18 protein-coding genes are annotated in these 16,171 nt (G+C 65.1%); 8 read left to right on the top strand and 10 right to left on the bottom strand.

Features of this window, described 5'->3' with window-relative positions:
* Positions 1–85: 85 nt before the first annotated feature.
* Entirely contained in the window at positions 86–754 is a 669-nt protein-coding gene (locus ACVMB0_RS17670) for a P-loop NTPase family protein (protein ID WP_456749644.1), read from the top strand.
* A gap of 141 nt (positions 755–895) precedes the next feature.
* On the opposite strand, the gene ACVMB0_RS17665 is transcribed toward ACVMB0_RS17670, so the two are convergent.
* A complete protein-coding gene (locus ACVMB0_RS17665; protein ID WP_074131621.1) occupies positions 896–1,435 on the bottom strand; it encodes an adenine phosphoribosyltransferase in 540 nt (179 codons plus the stop codon).
* A 14-nt stretch (positions 1,436–1,449) separates the two neighbouring features.
* Positions 1,450–3,615, bottom strand: a complete 2,166-nt coding sequence (locus ACVMB0_RS17660) for an anthranilate synthase component I (protein ID WP_461347111.1) — start codon at positions 3,613–3,615, stop codon at positions 1,450–1,452.
* Positions 3,616–3,959: 344 nt separating this feature from the next.
* On the opposite strand from ACVMB0_RS17660, the gene ACVMB0_RS17655 reads away from it, so the two are divergent.
* Positions 3,960–4,958, top strand: coding sequence for a VOC family protein (locus ACVMB0_RS17655; RefSeq protein WP_461347110.1), 999 nt, complete (start codon positions 3,960–3,962; stop codon positions 4,956–4,958).
* 96 nt (positions 4,959–5,054) lie between these two features.
* Here ACVMB0_RS17655 and ACVMB0_RS17650 read toward each other — a convergent pair whose 3' ends face one another.
* From ACVMB0_RS17650 to petA, 3 genes are all read right to left on the bottom strand, one after another.
* Complete coding sequence (locus ACVMB0_RS17650) at positions 5,055–5,729, bottom strand: dienelactone hydrolase family protein (RefSeq protein WP_456749647.1); 675 nt, start codon at positions 5,727–5,729, stop codon at positions 5,055–5,057.
* A gap of 212 nt (positions 5,730–5,941) precedes the next feature.
* Positions 5,942–8,014 carry a cytochrome c1 gene (locus ACVMB0_RS17645; protein WP_461347109.1) on the bottom strand — a complete coding sequence of 691 codons (2,073 nt, stop codon included), beginning with the start codon at positions 8,012–8,014 and terminating at the stop codon, positions 5,942–5,944.
* A 72-nt stretch (positions 8,015–8,086) separates the two neighbouring features.
* Positions 8,087–8,617: a ubiquinol-cytochrome c reductase iron-sulfur subunit gene (gene petA, locus ACVMB0_RS17640; RefSeq protein ID WP_456749649.1), complete on the bottom strand. Its 531-nt coding sequence runs from the start codon at positions 8,615–8,617 to the stop codon at positions 8,087–8,089.
* A gap of 278 nt (positions 8,618–8,895) precedes the next feature.
* Between petA and ACVMB0_RS17635 the strand changes: the two genes are divergently transcribed.
* The 6 genes from ACVMB0_RS17635 (at position 8,896) to ACVMB0_RS17610 (ending at position 12,445) form a co-directional block, all read left to right on the top strand.
* Complete coding sequence (locus ACVMB0_RS17635; protein ID WP_456798770.1) at positions 8,896–9,381, top strand: tRNA (cytidine(34)-2'-O)-methyltransferase; 486 nt, start codon at positions 8,896–8,898, stop codon at positions 9,379–9,381.
* 10 nt (positions 9,382–9,391) lie between these two features.
* A complete protein-coding gene (gene queE, locus ACVMB0_RS17630) occupies positions 9,392–10,024 on the top strand; it encodes a 7-carboxy-7-deazaguanine synthase (RefSeq protein ID WP_461347108.1) in 633 nt (210 codons plus the stop codon).
* 34 nt (positions 10,025–10,058) lie between these two features.
* A complete protein-coding gene (locus ACVMB0_RS17625) occupies positions 10,059–10,424 on the top strand; it encodes a 6-pyruvoyl trahydropterin synthase family protein (RefSeq protein ID WP_050404001.1) in 366 nt (121 codons plus the stop codon).
* 2 nt (positions 10,425–10,426) lie between these two features.
* A complete protein-coding gene (gene hemF / locus ACVMB0_RS17620; protein ID WP_456749653.1) occupies positions 10,427–11,323 on the top strand; it encodes an oxygen-dependent coproporphyrinogen oxidase in 897 nt (298 codons plus the stop codon).
* Positions 11,314–12,054: an HAD family hydrolase gene (locus ACVMB0_RS17615; RefSeq protein WP_461347107.1), complete on the top strand. Its 741-nt coding sequence runs from the start codon at positions 11,314–11,316 to the stop codon at positions 12,052–12,054. The genes hemF and ACVMB0_RS17615 overlap by 10 nt, the downstream gene beginning before the upstream one ends.
* 112 nt (positions 12,055–12,166) lie before the next feature.
* Positions 12,167–12,445 (top strand): DUF2158 domain-containing protein, encoded by a 279-nt coding sequence (locus ACVMB0_RS17610; protein WP_461347106.1) that lies wholly within the window; start codon positions 12,167–12,169, stop codon positions 12,443–12,445.
* 69 nt (positions 12,446–12,514) lie between these two features.
* Here the strand turns inward: ACVMB0_RS17610 and ACVMB0_RS17605 are convergent, their stop codons facing one another.
* The 5 genes from ACVMB0_RS17605 to ACVMB0_RS17585 are packed head-to-tail and all read right to left on the bottom strand — an operon-like array spanning position 12,515 to position 16,098.
* Positions 12,515–13,279 carry a TSUP family transporter gene (locus tag ACVMB0_RS17605; protein ID WP_461347105.1) on the bottom strand — a complete coding sequence of 255 codons (765 nt, stop codon included), beginning with the start codon at positions 13,277–13,279 and terminating at the stop codon, positions 12,515–12,517.
* A complete protein-coding gene (locus ACVMB0_RS17600; RefSeq protein WP_461347104.1) occupies positions 13,276–14,532 on the bottom strand; it encodes a CCA tRNA nucleotidyltransferase in 1,257 nt (418 codons plus the stop codon). Before ACVMB0_RS17600 ends, ACVMB0_RS17605 begins: the two co-directional genes overlap by 4 nt.
* Positions 14,529–14,792 carry a DUF6111 family protein gene (locus ACVMB0_RS17595; RefSeq protein WP_461347103.1) on the bottom strand — a complete coding sequence of 88 codons (264 nt, stop codon included), beginning with the start codon at positions 14,790–14,792 and terminating at the stop codon, positions 14,529–14,531. The genes ACVMB0_RS17600 and ACVMB0_RS17595 overlap by 4 nt, the downstream gene beginning before the upstream one ends.
* On the bottom strand, positions 14,789–15,424 hold the full coding sequence (locus ACVMB0_RS17590; RefSeq protein WP_461349674.1) for a CoA pyrophosphatase: 636 nt from the start codon (positions 15,422–15,424) through the stop codon (positions 14,789–14,791). Before ACVMB0_RS17590 ends, ACVMB0_RS17595 begins: the two co-directional genes overlap by 4 nt.
* A gap of 32 nt (positions 15,425–15,456) precedes the next feature.
* A complete protein-coding gene (locus tag ACVMB0_RS17585; RefSeq protein ID WP_456798777.1) occupies positions 15,457–16,098 on the bottom strand; it encodes a DUF1285 domain-containing protein in 642 nt (213 codons plus the stop codon).
* Positions 16,099–16,171 lie beyond the last annotated feature (73 nt).

The following is a 16,171-nucleotide window of genomic DNA, read 5'->3' as shown; positions in this document are numbered from 1 at the left end:
AAGTCGCGCCCGGCAGCGAAAAATCGCGCCTCGGGGACAGCGATGGGGCTGGATTAGACGAAAATTTGGCCTGATATAGCGGGCGATGTCCTCCACGCCCGTTTACATCATCTGCTCGCCCCGCCCGCAGGTCGGCAAGACGCTGATCGCGCGGCTGCTCGGCGAATTCCTGCTGCTCAAGAACGGCGATGTGGTCTGCTACGACATCAACCTGAAGGAGCCGTCGCTGCTCGACTATCTGCCGCGGGTCACCGAAACTGCGGATGTGATCGACACCTACGGCAAGATGCAGCTGATGGACCGCGTCATCGTCAATGACGGTGTCGCCAAGGTGATCGACCTCGGCTACCACGCCTTCGACGAATTCTTCAAAATGTGCGACCAGATCGGGCTGATGAAGGAGGCGCTGCGCCGCCACGTCGCGCCGGTCATCCTGTACGTCGCCGACACTGACCGTGCCTCGGTGCGCGGCTACCAGACGCTGGCCGGCATGATCCCGCCGAACGGGCTCGTCGTCATCGACAATGAATTCGTGGTGCGCGGCGAGCTGCCGCCGGTCATGACCGCGAGCCGGGTGCTGCGCTTCCGCGCGCTGCCGGTGTTCCTGAAGACCTATATCGACCGGCTGAATTTCTCCTTCACCGGCTATCTGCGCCAGGAGAAGGATTCATCGACCGAGCTGCATCAGTGGATCCGGAAGAATTACACGACGTTCCGGGATCTCGAATTGAGCGTGCTGTTGCAACGGGGATGAATGCCGGCCAAGCGAAGCGCGAGCCGGGACCCATAACCACAGCCGCGCGTTTGGCGAAAGCTGGGGCCGCAGCCGGCTTCATAACTGACATTCGTGGTTATGGGTCCCTGCTTTCGCAGGGACGACGAGTGGAAGGAGCGTCTAATGCCCCTCGAACGCCATCAACGTGCGCACGGGAACGTCCATCGCACGCAGCTTGGCGGCGCCGCCGAGATCGGGCAGGTCGATGATGAAGCAGGCGGCGACCACATTGGCGCCGATCTGGCGCAGCAGCTTCACCGCGCCCTCCGCGGTGCCGCCGGTCGCGATCAAATCGTCGACCAGGATCACGCGCTCGCCGGGCTGCACGGCGTCGGCGTGCATCTCCATCTCGTCGATGCCGTATTCCAGCGAATAGGCGATCCGCACCGTGGTATGCGGCAGCTTGCCCTTCTTGCGGATCGGCACGAAGCCGGCGGAGAGCTGATGCGCCACCGCACCGCCGAGGATGAAGCCGCGGGCCTCGATGCCCGCGACCTTGTCGACCTTCGCGCCCGCCCAGGGGTGCACCAGCTCATCGACCGCCCGGCGGAAGGCGCGGGCATCCGCGAGCAGGGTCGTGATGTCGCGAAACAGGATGCCTTTCTTCGGGTAGTCCGGGATGGTGCGAACGGTCGCCTTGATGTCGTGGTCGAAGGTCATTGGTCTCGCAATCCTCAATTGGCCGGCGGATTAAGCCGGAATGCATTCTCGACAATGCGCAGGCCGACCTCGTTGCCGAGCGACATCAGCGATTCCGGATGGAATTGCACGCCGCCGACCGGCAGGGTCTTGTGCTCGATCACCATCGCGACGCCGTCTTCGGTGGTCGCGGTCACCGTCAGCACCTCGGGCACGCTGTCGCGCTCGACATAGAGCGAATGGTAGCGGCCGATCACGATCTCATTGGGCAGATTGTGCATCAGCCGGCCGCCGCGCACCTGGACGCGCGAGGGCCGACCATGCGCGGGCTGACCGAGCTGGCCGAGCTCACCGCCGAAATACTCGCCGATCGCCTGCACGCCGAGGCAGACGCCGAAGATCGGCAGATTCTTTTCCAGCGCGGTGTCGATGGTTTTGGCGATGCCGAAATCCTCGGGGCGGCCCGGTCCGGGCGACAGTACCAAAAGGTCCCAGCCCTTCTTCCTGAGCATGTCCTGGGCATGGATGTGCCGGACCACCGTGACGTTGGCGCCGACCTGACGGAAGTAATCCGCCAGCATGTGCACGAAACTGTCGTCGTGATCGATCAGGAGCACGTTCTTCCCCGAGCCGGTGGCGTCGGGCGCGAAATCCGACAGCGGCTTCGGCGGATCGCCGCGCAGCGCCTGGAACAGCGCCGCCGCCTTGACCTGGCACTCGCGGTCCTCGGCCGCCGGATCGGAATCGAACAGGCAGGTGGCGCCGACCCGCACCTCGGCGAGGCCATCCTTCATGCGGATGGTGCGGATGGTCAGCCCGGTGTTGATGCTGCCGTCGAAATTGACGCAGCCGATCGCGCCGGCGTACCAGCGCCGCGGCGACCGCTCATGATCCTCGACGAACTGCATCGCCCACAGCTTCGGCGCGCCGGTCACCGTCACCGCCCAGGCATGGGTCAGGAAGGCGTCGAGCGAATCGAAGCCCGGCCGCAGCATGCCCTCGACGTGATCGACGGTGTGGAACAGCTTTGAGTAGGTCTCGATCTGCCGCCGCGCCAGCACCTTGATGGTGCCGGGCACGCAGACCCGCGCCTTGTCGTTGCGATCGACGTCGGTGCACATGTTGAGCTCGAACTCGTCCTTCTCCGAGTTCAGGAGCTTGCGGATCTGCTCGGCATCGCCGATCGAATCCGAGCCGCGCGCGATGGTGCCCGAGATCGGGCAGGTCTCGACCCGGCGGCCGTCGGAGCGCACGAACATCTCGGGCGATGCCGAGACCAGGAATTCGCCGTCGCCGAGATTCATCAGCGCGCCATAGGGCGACGGATTGATGCGGCAGAGCCGCTGGAACACTTCCGCCGGCGAGCGTTCGCAGGGCTCGGCGAACAGCTGCCCGGGCACCGCCTCGAACAGGTCGCCGCGGGCGAACGCCGCGCGCGCGACTTCGACCGTCGCCTGGTATTCGCCGGGGGCGTGATCGGCAAAGCCCTGCCGCCCGGTCTTGGCGTAGAGGCTCGGCGCGGTCTCGTGCGACTGGCCGGCGGTGGATTTGCCCTTCCACGCGAACTCGTAACTGAGCGCCACGCCACGGCCGGTGGCGCGGTCGTAGGCCAACAGCCGGTCCGGCACGTAGAGCACGATGTCGCGCTGGTCGGCCTCGCGGGCGCGCTTCTGCACGAGGTCCTCGATCTGGAATACGAGGTCGTAGGCGAAGGCACCGAACAGGCCGAGCAGCGGATCGGCATTGGAGGTGAATGCCGCCACCATGTCGCGCACCAGCGACATCACGCTGGCGCGGCGGGTGCGCTGGTCTTCCTCGACCGGAGCTTCGCCACGGATGATGTGACCGGAGAGCTTCGTCGCGCTGGGCTCCGAAATCACGACACAGGGCTCGCGCAGCACGTCGCCGAGGAAGGCGATCAGCACCTCGCCGCGCGGGTTGAGCGCCTGCAACGAGAAACCGGTGCCGGAGGTTTCCAGCACCAGCGGCGGATCGGCAAAGCCGAGGTCAAAGCTCTCGTAGCGGCCCGGCACCGTGGTGCCCGAGGACAGCACCACGCCGCGACGGCGGTCGAGCAGCGCGATCAAGTCGTCGATGCGGTTGGCGCCGCCGGTGAACTGCTCGACCACCCGCGCGACCGCCAGGCCGCCATTGGTCAGGTATTCGCTTCGAGCCGGCAGGGAGAAGACTGTCCTGTTCATGTGATCCTCTTACGAGACTTGGGAAGAGAGCGCCACACAGGACAAACGAAGGGGACCGTCGCACTGCGATGGCGACCTTCGACGTTTTTGAGAAAATGAAAACGCACCGGCCACCTATGAGAAGGTGGGCCACCAACGACGGGATGGACTGGCGACGGTGCTCATGGCCGTTACACACCACCCGGCGCGGGCCGTGTCAAGGGATGGCCCGGCAGCCCTGCCCCAAGGCGGGACGCCCCCTTGGACGGCATCTTGGGGCTTTGAGCGGACGGGAATCCGCGTAGGATTTGCGGAAATGGCGGCCGGTCGGCCGCCCAAAAAACAGACAGATGGTGGAGACGCAGATGGCGATTTTGGGTCTCGGATATGCCGGCTTCGGCTCCGACGCGCTGGACGATTGGCGGCAATTCGGCACCGGCCTGGTCGGGCTACAGGCCATCGAGCGCGGCAACTCGCTGCTCGCCTTCCGGATGGACGACCGCAAGCAACGCATCGTGATCGACCGCGCCCAGGGCGAAGGCACGCGGTTCTTCGGCTGGGAGGTGGCGGACGCCGCCGACCTCGACGCGCTGGCGGCGCGGTTGGAGCGCGCCGGTATTGCCGTGACCTCAGAGCCGCAGGCGCTGGCAGATAGCCGGCGGGTGCGCGGGCTGATCTCGTTCCGCGATCCGGCCGGCAACCGCCTCGAGGCGTTTCATGGCGCCGAGATCGACGACACGCCATTCAAGCCGGGGCGCTCGATCTCCGGCTTCCGCACCGGCGCGCTCGGCCTCGGCCACGCGGTGCTGACGGTCGAGACTCTCGCCCCGGTCATGAGCTTCTATGTCGACGTGCTCGGCTTCGGCCTCAGCGACTACATCGAAAAGCCGTTCCGCGCCTATTTCTTCCACGTCAATGCGCGGCACCACTCGCTGGCGCTGATCGAGACCGGCACCAACGGCATGCATCATCTGATGGTGGAATTGTTTTCGCTCGACGATGTCGGCCAAGCCTACGACATCGCGCAGCAGGACGACCGGGTCAACGTCACGCTCGGCCGCCACACCAACGATTTGATGACGTCGTTCTACGCCAAGTCACCGTCGGCCTTCATGGTCGAATGCGGCTGGGGCGGCCGCGAGATCGACCCCAAGACCTGGATGCCGTTCGAGATGCATGAGGGTCCCAGCCTGTGGGGCCACGAACGGGTCTGGCTGTCGCCGGAGGACCGCGCCGTCGCCCGCGAGATGCGGATGCGCGCCGCCGCCGAGGGCAAGCGCGCGCCGGTGCAGGTGCTGGAAGGCAATTTCAGGCTGATGTCGGGAACGTGCCCGTGGTGGGACGGGGTGCGCGATAAGAATTGAGAGCGCGTAGCCCGGATGGAGCGCAGCGCAATCCGGGACCGCCCTCACCGCGGAGAAACCTATCCCGGATTACGCTTCGCTCATCCGGGCTACAGGTTATCCCAGATGCTTCCTGAAGAACTCCGTCGCCCGGTCCCAGGCGAGTTCCGCACACTGCCGGTCGTGCACCGACAGGCGTTGCTCGTTGCCGAAGCCGTGGTCGGCGTCATAGCGGAACAGTTCCAGCGATTTGCCGGCGGCCTTCATCGCTTTCTCGAAGCCATCGACCAGCGCCGGCGTGCACCAATCGTCCTTGGTGGCAAAATGGCCCTGCAGCGGGATCCTGACATCCGCCGGCTTGGCGGCCTGCTCCGGCGGGATGCCGTAGAACACCACACCGGCCGTCAATTCCGGGATCTTGGTGGCGCCGATGATGGTCACCGCGCCACCGAGGCAGAAGCCGGTCAGGCCGACCTTGGCACCGTTCTTGGCGAGATATTGCGCGGCACCGCGCACCGTCTGCGTGGTGGCGTCCATGAAGTCGAGCGAGTTCATCTCTTTGCCGGCTGCGTCGGTGTCGTGATACGGCACCACCTTGCCCTTGTAGAGATCGGGCGCCAGCGCATCGAAACCGGCCCGCGCGAAGCGGTCGCACATGCCCTTGATCTGGTCCTGGAGGCCCCACCATTCCTGGATCACGACCACGCCCGGCGCATTGCCGCGCGCCGCGTTGGCGAGATAGCCCGAAGCTTCCTTGCCGTCCGGACGCTTGAAGCTGATGCTGGTACCCATGAGTTCCTCCGCAGATGTTAGCCGGCTGATTGGCCGGCATCTTGTCCGTACTCGGTGACGGACGCAAATCGATTTGCCGTCATTGCGAGCGCAGCGAAGCAATCCAGGTCCCCGCAAGCGGATGGGTGGATTGCTTCGCTTCGCCCGCAATGACGTGAGCCAAACAAAAAGCCCCCGAAGGGGCTTTTTCAAATTTACGACAACAGGTCAGATCAGTGCGCGTCGGCCCAGACCTTGCGCTTGGTGAAGTACATCAGGATCGCGAAGATCACTAGGAAGAAGAACACCTGCATGCCGATGCGCTTGCGCTCCTCCATGTGCGGCTCGGCGGCCCACATCAGGAAGGTGGTGACGTCATGCGCATATTGCTTGACCGTCGCCGGCGAGCCGTCGTCGAAGGTCACCTGGCCGTCGGACAGCGGCTTCGGCATCTTGATGGCGTGGCCGGGGAAGTACTTGTTGTAGTACGAGCCTTCCGGAATCGTCACGCCGGCCGGGACCTTCTCCTCGAAGCCCTGCAGGATGGCATCGACGTAGTCGGGTCCCTGCTCCTGGTACTGGGTGAAGAAGTCGATCACGAACTGCGGGAAGCCGCGCTCGTAGGAACGTGCTTTCGCGATCAGCGAGAGATCGGGCGGCGCCGCGCCGCCGTTGGCCGCCCGCGCAGCCTGCTCGTTCGGGAACGGCTGCGGGAAGTAATCCGCCGTACGGCCCGGACGCTCGAACATCTCGCCCTGATCGTTCGGGCCGTCCTTGATCTTGTACTCCGACGCGAACGCAGCCGCCTGCGCCGGCGAATAGCCGGGGCCGCCGGGATCGGCGAGGTTGCGGAACGCGACATAGGACAGCGCGTGGCAAGCCGAGCAGACTTCCTTGTAGACCTTCAGGCCGCGCTGCAGCGAGCCGCGGTCATACTTGCCGAAAGGGCCGGAGAACGACCACGTCTGGGCGGGCGGCTTGTCGCCACCCTCGGCCCTTGCACTCTGGATGCTGCCGGCGAAGACGAGCCCGCCTGCAACCATGATGGCGATCATGGTCGAGACCATCGGCTGCGGGCGGCCCTTGCTCTTGGCCAGCACGTCCTCGGCGATCGAGTTCGGCACCGGACGCGGCGTCTCGATGCGGGCGAGCAGCGGCAGCACGATCAGGAAGTAGGCGAAGTAGCAGACCGTCAGGATGCGGCCGGCGATCACATAGATGCCTTCCGGCGGCTGCGAGCCGAGATAGCCGAGCAGGATGCAGACCACCACGAAGATCCAGAAGAACTGCTTGGCCAGCGGACGATATTTCGACGACCGGGTCCGTGCGCTGTCGAGCCAGGGCAGGAAGCACAGGATGATGATCGCCGAGAACATCGCCACGACGCCCGCGAGCTTGTTCGGGATCGAACGCAGGATCGCGTAGAACGGCAGGTAGTACCATTCGGGCACGATGTGCGCCGGGGTCACGCCGGGGTTCGCCGGGATGTAGTTGTCGGCGTCGCCGAGATAGTTCGGCATGTAGAAGATGAACCAAGCGAAGAAGATCAGGAAGCACGACACACCGAACGCGTCCTTGATGGTCGCATAGGGCGTGAACGGAACGGTGTCCTTCTCGGTCTTGGCCTCGACGCCGGCCGGGTTGTTCTGACCGGCGACGTGCAGCGCCCAGATGTGCAGCACCACCACGCCGGCGATCACGAACGGCAGCAGATAGTGCAGCGAGAAGAAGCGGTTCAGCGTCGGGTTACCGACCGAATAGCCGCCCCACAGCAGGGTCACGATGCTCTCGCCGAAATACGGCACGGCCGAGAACAGGTTGGTGATGACGGTGGCGCCCCAGAAGCTCATCTGGCCCCACGGCAGCACATAGCCCATGAAGCCGGTCGCCATCATCAGGAGGTAGATGATGACGCCGAGGATCCACAGCACCTCGCGCGGCTCCTTGTACGACCCGTAATAGAGACCGCGGAACATGTGGATGTAGACGGCGAAGAAGAACATCGACGCGCCGCAGGCATGCATGTTGCGCAGCAGCCAGCCGTAGTTGACGTCGCGGACGATCAGCTCGACCGATTTGAAGGCGAAATCGGCATGCGGCGTGTAGTGCATCGCCAGGATCACGCCGGTCAGGATCTGCAGCGCCAGCATCATCGAAAGGATGGCGCCGAAGGTCCACCAGTAGTTCAGGTTGCGCGGCGTCGGATAGGCCACGAAGGAGGAGTGGATCAGGCCGAAGATCGGAAGGCGCCGTTCGATCCACTTCAAGGCGGGGTTGCTCGGTTGGAAATCAGATGGTCCGCTCATTGATGCGATCCTGAAGAAGAAAAACGACGCGATGGGTCCAAGGGGAAGCCGAAGTCCCGGCGGGTCCGGGACTTAGCCGATCTGGATTTTGGTGTCGGAAAGGAAGGCGTAAGGCGGCACCGCCAGGTTGGCGGGCGCCGGCCCCTGGCGGATACGACCGGAGGAGTCGTACTGGGAGCCGTGGCAGGGGCAGAAGAAGCCGTCGTAATTGCCCTCATGGGCGATCGGGATACAGCCGAGATGGGTGCAGATGCCGATCACCACCAACCACTGGTCGTGGCCGGCCTTGACGCGGGCCGAATCGGGCTGCGGATCGGGCAGGCTGGAGAGCGCCACGCTCTGGGCCTCCTCGATCTGCTTCTTGGTGCGGTGGCTGATGTAGATCGGCTTGCCGCGCCAGAACACCTTGATGTCCTGGCCCTCGGCGATCGGCGTCAGGTCGACCTCGATCGGCGCGCCGGCCGCGATCGTCGCGGCATCCGGGTTCATCTGGGCAACCAGCGGCCACACGGTGGCGGCTGCGCCGACGACGGCGGCAGCTCCGGTTGCAACAAAGAGAAAATCACGGCGTGTCGGATGGTCCGCCGAAGACGCTGTCGTCACGATTCCTAGCCCTTTCTTTTCTGCAGCCGGTGGAACCGCCCCAGAGACGCCGGGAAGCGCCTCAAGAAAGGCTGCCGGCGCCCGCGGCCCCCGCGGCGGCAGAAAACCGCTATTCCCCACCCCAAATGGCGGAACAGCAGTCCAGAATCGTTCTATTGGCACCCTTGCCGGACGAGCGCAAGCCCGCTATCGGCTCGCACACGTGCAATGCACGAAATCCGCGCCGAGCGATGTTTTATTGAGACAATTTCATCCGGATTTCACAGGTCGTCCGCACCATGCAGATCGCGCTGTTCCAGCCCGACATCCCCCAGAATACCGGGACGATTCTGCGCCTGTGCGCCTGCCTGGACGTGTCGGCCCATATCATCGAACCGGCGGGTTTCGACACCTCGGACCGGAATTTCCGCCGGGCGGGTATGGACTATCTGGACCATGTGCGGTTGAAGCGTCACGACTCATGGTCGAAATTCGAGGAGTGGCGGGCCGCGGCCGGATGCCGGCTGGTGCTGTTCACGACCAAGGCAGCGAAATCCTATCTTGATTTCGCCTATGCCGCCTCCGATGTCCTGCTGTTCGGGCGCGAAACGGCGGGGGTGACCGACGCGGTGGTGGCGGCCGCCGATGCACGGCTGGTGATTCCGATCAGGCCGACCATGCGTTCGCTCAATGTGGCGGTCACGGCGGCCATGGCCGTCGGTGAGGCGCTGCGGCAAACCGGTTCAAGAATTGCCGGCTCAGGAAGCGCCGGTTCGGTAACTTAAGGGATTTTTGGTGAGCTACGCGGTCAAGGAGATCTTTCTCACCCTGCAGGGCGAAGGCGCCCATGCGGGCCGCGCATCCGTGTTCTGCCGCTTTGCCGGCTGCAACCTGTGGAGCGGCCGCGAACAGGACCGCGCCGGCGCAGTCTGCCGGTTCTGCGACACCGATTTCGTCGGCACCGACGGCACGCTCGGCGGCCGCTACGCGACCGCCGCAGAGCTCGCCGGCACCATTGCCGCACAATGGACCGGCGGCGAGGCCGACCGCTACGTGGTGCTGACCGGCGGCGAGCCGCTACTGCAGGTCGATACCGCCCTGATCGAGGCCTTGCACGGCCACGGCTTTGCGATCGCGATCGAGACCAACGGCACCATCGCCCCGCCCGACGGGCTCGATTGGATCTGCGTCAGCCCCAAGGCCGCCTCCGAGCTCGTGGTGCGCAGGGGGCACGAGCTCAAGCTGGTCTATCCGCAGCCGGAGAACGCACCGGAGGATTTCGCGGGGCTTTCCTTCGAGCGCTTCTCGCTGCAGCCGATGGACGGCCCCGACGTGATCGAGAACACCGAGCGGGCGATTGCATACTGCTTGAAGCACCCGCAATGGCGCCTCAGCGTGCAGACGCACAAGACGCTCGGCATTCGATGAACCCGACCTTAGCTGAACTGGATTGTTGAACGAGATGTGGGAATTGACGAAAGCGTTTCGGTTCGAGGCTGCGCATGCGCTGTCCGGAACGACCTTTGGCACCGCCAGCGAGGAGATTCACGGTCACTCTTTCCGCGCTGAAGTCACGGTGCGCGGCACGCCCGACCCGAAAACAGGAATGGTGATCGATCTCGGCTTGCTCGAACGCGCCATGGCCGAGGTACAGAAGACGCTCGACCACAAGTTCCTCAACAAGATCGAGGCGATCGGCGTCCCGACGCTGGAGAATCTCTCGCGTTTCATCTGGGAGCGCTTGCAGCACGCCGGAAAGCTGACCCGCGTCAGCGTTCATCGCGACAGCTGCAACGAGAGCTGCACTTACTTCGGCCCGCAAGGTTAGTTATGCTGCCAACAGACCCCGCCATCATCGAGGACCGCAAGGCGCGCGCGCGCGGCTGGTTCGAGGCGCTGCGCAACGAGATCTGTGCGGCCTTCGAGAAGCTCGAGGACGACGCCCCCTCCACGCTCTATGCCGGCGATGCCGGCCGGTTCGCGCGCACCCCCTGGGACCGCACCGACCACACCGGCAAGCCCGGTGGCGGCGGCGTGATGTCGATCATGAAGGGCCGGCTGTTCGAGAAGGTCGGCGTGCACTGCTCGACCGTGCATGGCGAGTTCGCCCCTGAATTCCGCGCTCAGATTCCCGGCGCCGCCGACGATCCCAGGTTTTGGGCCTCGGGCATTTCGCTGATCGCGCATTTGCGCAATCCGAACGTGCCCGCCGTGCACATGAATACCCGCTTCGTGGTCACCACCAAGGCATGGTTCGGCGGCGGCGCCGATCTGACGCCGGTGCTGAACCGGCGCCGCACCCAGGAGGACCCCGATACGCTCGCCTTCCACGCCGCGATGAAGGAGGCGTGCAGCGGGCCGAACGGCGTCGCCGACTACGACAAGTACAAGAAGTGGTGCGACGAGTACTTCTATCTGCCACACCGCAAGGAAGCCCGCGGCATCGGCGGCATCTTCTATGACTGGCACGACAGCGGCGACTGGGAGGCCGATCTTGCCTTCACCCAGGACGTCGGGCGCAGCTTCCTGAAAATCTATCCCGAGCTGGTGCGGCGCAATTTCGCGGCAGCCTGGAGCGCGGAGGACCGTGACGAGCAGCTGGTTCGCCGCGGGCGCTATGTCGAATTCAACCTGCTCTATGATCGCGGCACCATCTTCGGCCTGAAGACCGGCGGCAATGTGGATTCGATCCTGTCGTCGCTGCCGCCGGAGGTGAAATGGCCGTAATGAAGCTGCCGCGCGCGATGCTGATCGACATGGATGACACCATCCTGTCGGCCTATGGACGCCCCGAGATCGCCTGGAACACGATCACCGCCGAATTCGCGGCCGAGCTCGCGCCGCTGCCACCGGACCAGGTCGCAACTGCGCTGCTGGCGTCTGCACGGCAGTTCTGGTCGACGGCCGAGCCGATCTGGCGGATCAAGCTCGGCGAGGCGCGGCGGCTCACCGTGAGGGGCGGCTTCGCCCAGCTTGCGGCAGCCGGCCACCGCGCGCTGCCGGACGAACTCGCAGACCGCATCGCCGATCGTTTCACCGCCTATCGCGAGGAGGAGATGTTCGTCTTCCCCGGCGCGCATGACGCGATCGATGCGTTCAAGGCGCTCGGCATCAAACTCGCGCTGGTGACCAACGGCGCCGCCGACATGCAGCGCGCCAAGGTCGAGCGCTTCGCGCTCGGCCATCGCTTCGATCACATCCAGATCGAGGGCGAGCACGGCTTCGGCAAGCCGGAGGAGCGCGCCTATCTGCACGCGATGCAGGCACTCGGCGTCACCGCATCCGATACCTGGATGATCGGGGACAATCTCGAATGGGAAGTCGTGGCGCCGCAGCGGCTCGGCATCTACGCGATCTGGATGGATGTGCACGGTGTCGGGCTGCCGTCGGAATCGACCATCAAGCCGGACCGCATCATCCGCTCGTTGAGCGAGCTGGTTCCGGCTGCGCGCAAATAGCCGCAACGGCCGTTTTCACGCCAAATCCCTTGCATCAAGCGCCGGCCGTGATTTGACTGTCATCACCGGTCGCTAGCCTGCCGCCCGCGTCATCCAGCGCGGAGGGAAAATCATGGAACTGAAACCAGGCGATGTTGTCATGCTGAAGTCCGGCGGCCATCCGATCACGGTCGTCGAAGTCGAGGAAGACAAGGTCGAGTGCTTGTGGATGGGCACGGACGGCGACCTGTTTCGCGAGACCTTGCCGCTCGTCGCGCTCGAATCGACCGAGATCGATCCGGAAGATGACGAGGAAGACGACGACGAAGAAGAGGATGACGAGGAAGAGGACGACGACGACGAAGAGGACGACGACGATCACGGCGGCCACAAGAAGCGCAAGGCCGCTTGACGGGGCTGCGTCAGATTTCTCAGGCGATGCTGTCCGGCGAAGCGCCGGCAGCATCGTCTCCGCTTCGCCTCAGAGCGCGCGCAACGCGCTCGCAATCATCACCACGCCGCCCGTGATGACGGCGGCATCGAGGATCGCGGTGTGGATATGCACCGGCATCCGCTCGACAAAGGCCTTGGCGAGGAACGCGCCGGGAATGGCGACGAGGCCGATCAGCAGCGCAAGCGCCAGCACCTGCGCGGTGATGACGCCGGTCAAACCGAACACCGAGATCTTGACCGCGGCACTGGTCAGCGAAATCACCGCGTCGGTTGCGACCACGGCCGCGCCTTCGAGCCCCGCCGCCATCAACAGCGACAGCAGGATCACGCCCGAGCCCGCGGTGCCGCCGACCACGACGCCATAGCCGACCGCGCCGGCCGCTAGTCCCCGCTCGCCGATCCTGACGCTGTGCCTGCGCAGCAGCCGCCGCAGCGGCACGCTCAGGATCAGCATGCTTCCGATCACGAGGGAGGCGCCGGCGCTGGTCAGCCGCGTATAGCCGTAGGCGCCGAGCGCCGTGGAGAGCAGCGCAGCCGCGATCACGATGATCGCCTTGCGGCGGTCGGCAAACCTGACGAAGGCGACGAAGCGGCTGGAATTGGTGAAGATCGACGAGATCGCGATGATTGGCACCACCGGCTCGGCGCCGACCATCGGCACCAGCACCAGCGGCATCAAGGCGCCGGTGCCATAGCCGGCAAGACCGCCGATCACGGAAGCAAACAGCGCAACGGCTGCGACGAGCAGGATTTGAAGGAGCGAGATGTCTGCGAAGCCGGAGAGGAAATTCAAAGCCGATGATCGCGGGTGAAACGGGATACGGTCTGGTCGGCGATGCCAGACAACACCTGCGGATCGAGCGGAAAATCCGCGGCGAGCCAAGCATCCTCGGCCAAGGTCAGGACATGCCCCAATGCTGGTCCCTCGGCAATCCCGCGCGCGATGAAATCCGACGCTCTCAAGGGAAAGTGAGGCGCGCGCCAGCGTTGCGGCAGCGTGGCGAGCGCGCGCCACTGCTCGACGTCGCGGCCCGTGCCGGTGCGGGCCCAGGCCAGCAGCAGCCGGTCGCGATAGGGCCCCTCATCGAGCCGGTAGAGCCTGCGCCTGGCATGGGCCTCGTCCATGCCGGGCAGGCGCCACCAGCGGTGGCCCATCGAATCGAGGGCCTTGGCTTCGGCGTTGGAGAGCCGCAGCCGGCTTGCGATGCGCCGTGCGTCCTCGGTCACCGCGACCGTCAGCGCGGCAAGCCGGCGCATCGCGCTCGGCGCAAGCGCCATCAGCTGCTCGATCTCGATCATCGCCGCGAACGGACCGGTATAGGCGACGCCGCCGAACAGCGGCAGCAACAAGCCGCCATCGTCCATCGCGACCACCGCGCCGGCGGCGCCGGGCGCAACCACGAGCTTGAGCATCTCCATGCGGATGCGCTCGGCCGACAGACCGGTCAAGCCGGCGCGCCCGCTGATGCAGGCGAGATAGCCGGGGCGATCGACCTCGCCGGCGGCATAGGCAGCATGGAAGCGGAAGAAGCGCAGGATGCGCAAATAATCCTCGGCAATCCGCTGCGGTGGATCGCCGATGAAGCGCACGCGCTTCGCCTCGATGTCGGCGAGGCCGCCGACATGATCGTGCACGACACCCGAGGCGTCGACCGACAGACCGTTAATGGTGAAGTCACGCCGCTCGGCGTCGCGCACCCAATCACGCCCGAATGCCACCTTGGCCTTGCGGCCATAGGTCTCGGTGTCCTCGCGCAGCGTCGTCACCTCGAAAGGCTGGCCGTCGACGACCAGCGTCACCGTGCCGTGCTCGATGCCGGTCGGCACGCTCTTGATGCTCGCCCGCTTGGCGCGGCGGACCACCTCCTCCGGCAGCGCCGTAGTGGCGATGTCGATATCGGCAAGCGGAATCCGCATCAGCGCATTGCGCACGGCGCCGCCGATCACCCGCGCCTCCTCGCCGTCGGCATTGAGCAGGCCGAGCACGCGTGCCGCCGGCCCCGAAGCGAGCCATGGCGCGTCGGACAGCAAGCGCACCTCGCTCATCGCTCAACTCCGGGCACCAGCCTGCCATTCTCGAGATGGGCGGGAACGTAGGTCGAGTTCGGCGGCGCGCCGGTCAGTTCGGCCAGCAGCACGAAGCTCACGATCACCATCACCAGCGCCGCCAGCGTCAGCTTCGCGATCATGTGGAGCGGCCAGGACGCCGGCAGCGTCACGCCGGACCGCGTCGCGATCAGGAAGATGGCATAGACCGCGAAAGGGATCAGAAAGATTCCGATCTCGGTCAACACCGTGCGGATCATGACAGATAGATCCGCTCATACAGCACACGCAGGATGCCCGCGGTCGCGCCCCAGATGTAGCGCTCGGCGAACGGCATCGCATAATAGGACCGGTCCATGCCGCGGAATTCCTTGGTGTGGATCTGATGATTTTCGGGATTCATCAGGAAGGCGAGCGGCACTTCGAAGGCATCGACGACCTCCGCCTCGTTGATCCTGAGCGTGAAGCCGGGCTTCACCTTGGCAACCGTCGGCAGGATGCGGAAGCCGAACGCGGTGCCATAGAGGTCGAGATAGCCGACCGGGTCGATGAATTCCCGCTTCAGCCCGACTTCTTCGCAGGCCTCGCGCAGCGCGGCATCGAGCGGCGAGGCATCGGTAGCGTCGATCTTGCCGCCTGGGAACGAGATCTGGCCGGCATGGCTCGACAGGTGCGGCGAGCGCTGCGTCAACAGCACGGTCGGCTCGGGATGATCGACCACCGGGATCAGCACCGCGGCCGGCCGCACCGGCTGCTCCTGGGCGACGATCTCCAGCATGCGGTCGTTGCCGGAATCTCCGGTGCGCGGAATGATATGCGGATCGACCAGCCCCGGCGGCACTTCGAAATTGAACCGCGTGCGGGCTCGCGCGAAGAATTCCGTCGAGCTGATCGTCGCCGGCTTCACCTTCAGCAACGGCTCGTTCAAAGTGCGCCCCTCACCTGACTGGCATCGGCCATCGAGAAAAACTCGCCGCCGGACTCGATGCCGAACATCTCCTGACCATCGACCATCCGCTCCTCGCCCATGTCAACCAGATCGTAGTAGAGCGCGCGGGTCACCTTCGCCCACAGGTCGGCGCGGACATGCAGATAGGGCGTCAAGCCGCCATCCTCGGCGGCTTCGAATCTGAGGCCGTGGCCCTTCTCGCAATCGACCCAATCGTCGACATTGGTGCGGAACCTGAGCAACCGGCCGCGCGCGTCCTGCTCGGTCTGCATTTCCACGGCAAGGAACGGCGCGTCGTCGACGCGGATGCCGACTTTCTCCACTGGTGTCACGAGAAAGTGCTTGCCGTCCTCGCGCTTCAGGATTGTGGAAAATAGCCGCACCAGCGCGGGGCGGCCGATCGGCGTTCCCATGTAGAACCAGGTGCCGTCGGGCGCGATTCGCATGTCGAGATCGCCACAGAACGGCGGATTCCACAAATGAACCGGCGGCAGGCCCTTGCGTCCGGCAGGCCCCGATGCCGCAGCTTGATTGGCAGCGGTGGTGAGCCCGTCGAGGCCTCTGCTTCCGAGCCCCGTAATTTCACTGCCGGAATCGCTCTGCCCTTGCTTCGCCATTGTTTGCCCTGAAGTTTCCGACCTTCAATCTGGCACGTTTGGTGCACATATCCTGAGATGTGGTCGGGATGTC

The organism is Bradyrhizobium sp. USDA 4451 (genome assembly GCF_054822585.1).
Note: the sequence above shows the minus strand (reverse complement) of the source record. Positions and strands in the feature narration are given on the sequence as shown.